This is a genomic window from Pseudomonas frederiksbergensis, from assembly GCF_003732275.1.
Classification (GTDB): Bacteria; Pseudomonadota; Gammaproteobacteria; order Pseudomonadales; family Pseudomonadaceae; genus Aquipseudomonas; species Aquipseudomonas frederiksbergensis_H.
Map to the genome: position 1 here is coordinate 1 of NZ_MOBM01000028.1, position 1,965 is coordinate 1,965.

The window sequence follows — 1,965 nt, forward strand, 5'->3', positions numbered from 1 at the left end:
TGTCAGTACCGATGCAAAACTGACCCACCCTACCGGTTGAAAACTGACCCACTTGGGCAAAATGCAGCTTTTGCGAGCTGCCCATGCTGTCCAAGGAGCAACACGTGGAAATCAGTGTTCTTGTTCGTCAGGGTTTGTCTATTCGAGCTATCGCTCGGCAGATGGGCTGCTCACGCAATACCATTCGACGCCACCTCAAATTACAAGCCCAGCGCCAACCCGTCGTCTACGGTCCGCGCGCGGAGCGCGTGGGCAAGCTTGCGCCTTTCGAGGCCTTCCTGCGTCAACGCGTAGATACCGCTCGGCCACACTGGATCCCTGCGATTGTTCTGCTCAGAGAGATCCGAGAACAGGGCTATACGGGCGGTTACTCCATCCTCACCAGCTTTCTGCTGACCTTGAAATCCAAGGCCAACGAGCCCGTTGTGCGCTTTGAAACAGAGCCTGGCGAACAGATGCAGGCGGATTTCACGATCATTCGACGTGGCCGCGATCCGCTGTTGGCATTTGTCGCAACGCTGGGTTGGAGTCGCGCCACTTACGTTGTTTTCTCGCGACGGGAAGACTCCGCAGCCTGGTGCGCTGGCATTGAAAAAGCCCTGCATTTCTTCGGCGGCACGCCACGCAAAGTGTTGTTCGACAACGCCAAGACCATCATCCAAGAGCGCGATGTCTATGGCCCCGGCGAGCACCGTTGGAACCCGGCTCTGTTGAGCTTGGCAGAACGCTATGGCTTTAGGCCAAAGGTTTGCCGGCCCTATCGAGCGCAAACCAAGGGCAAGGTTGAGCGCTTCAACCACTACCTGAAAAACAGTTTCGTCGTGCCGCTGGCAGCGACACTTAATCAGGTTGGTTTGGTGCTGGATGTCGAAGTCGCGAACAGCAAAATCGGCCCTTGGCTGATCGATATCGCCAATGCCCGAACTCACGCTACGACCGGTGAAATCCCTCAGTATCGCCTGGATAAAGAGGTGCACTATTTGCTGCCGCTGCCAGCGCTTCAAGGCGTTCCGAGCGTTCTGATACAAGCCATTCAGCCCATACCGGTGGAGAGCCTGCAACATCCACTGTCGGTCTACCAAGCCCTGCTTGAGGTGCGAGCATGAGCCTTCAACACCTGCGCATTGAAGCGCTCTGCCAACAGTTCAAACTCGATACCTTCGCCACGGACTGGCCCGCTCTGGCGCAGCGAGCAGCCGAAAAAGAAACGAGTTACGCCGACTTCCTGGAACAACTTCTGTTGGGTGAAGATCGCGCCAGAAACGAACGGCGACGACAGACACTGCTGCACTTGTCCGGGCTGCCGGCTGTAAAAACCGTTGAGCAATACGACTTCAAATTCGCCAGCGGAGCGCCGCAAAGTCAGATCCTTGAACTGGCCGGACTGGCCTTTATCGAGCGTAAGGAAAACGTGGTGCTGCTGGGGCCGTCCGGCGTTGGCAAAACGCACTTGGCCAGCGCGCTAGCGCACCGGGCGATCATGGCGGGCATCTCGACAAAGTTCATCACCGCCGCCGATCTGACATTGCAACTGGTCGCCGCACATCACCAGGGGCGTTTGGCTCAGTATTTCAGTCGAGTGGTGCAGCGCTCGAAATTGCTGGTGATCGATGAAATAGGCTACCTGCCTTTTGGCCGTGACGAAGCGAATCTGTTCTTCAACGTCATCGCCAAACGCTACGAACATGGCAGCATCGTGCTGACCAGCAATTTGCCGTTTAGCCAGTGGGCAACGACCTTTGCGGATGACTCGACACTGACCGCCGCGCTATTGGATCGGCTTCTGCATCATGCGCATATCGTTCAGGTCAGCGGGCAAAGTTACCGGTTGAAGGACAAGTTGAAATCTGGCCAGGTGGTACCGCGAGAGACGGCTTCGCCGAAGCTATAAACAGACTTTAAATACCGCCGGGGTGGGTCAGTTTTACTTCGGTAGGGTGGGTCAGTTTTCAACCGGTGTTGACA

At 56.4% G+C, this 1,965-nt stretch carries 2 protein-coding genes; both read left to right on the forward strand.

Annotation, left to right across the window (positions count from 1 at the left end):
* The first annotated feature begins 83 nt into the window (after nucleotides 1–83).
* Nucleotides 84–1,106 (forward strand): IS21 family transposase, encoded by a 1,023-nt coding sequence (gene istA / locus BK662_RS19145; protein ID WP_123359354.1) that lies wholly within the window; start codon nucleotides 84–86, stop codon nucleotides 1,104–1,106.
* Entirely contained in the window at nucleotides 1,103–1,891 is a 789-nt protein-coding gene (istB, locus tag BK662_RS19150) for an IS21-like element helper ATPase IstB (RefSeq protein WP_123359355.1), read from the forward strand. The genes istA and istB overlap by 4 nt, the downstream gene beginning before the upstream one ends.
* Nucleotides 1,892–1,965 lie beyond the last annotated feature (74 nt).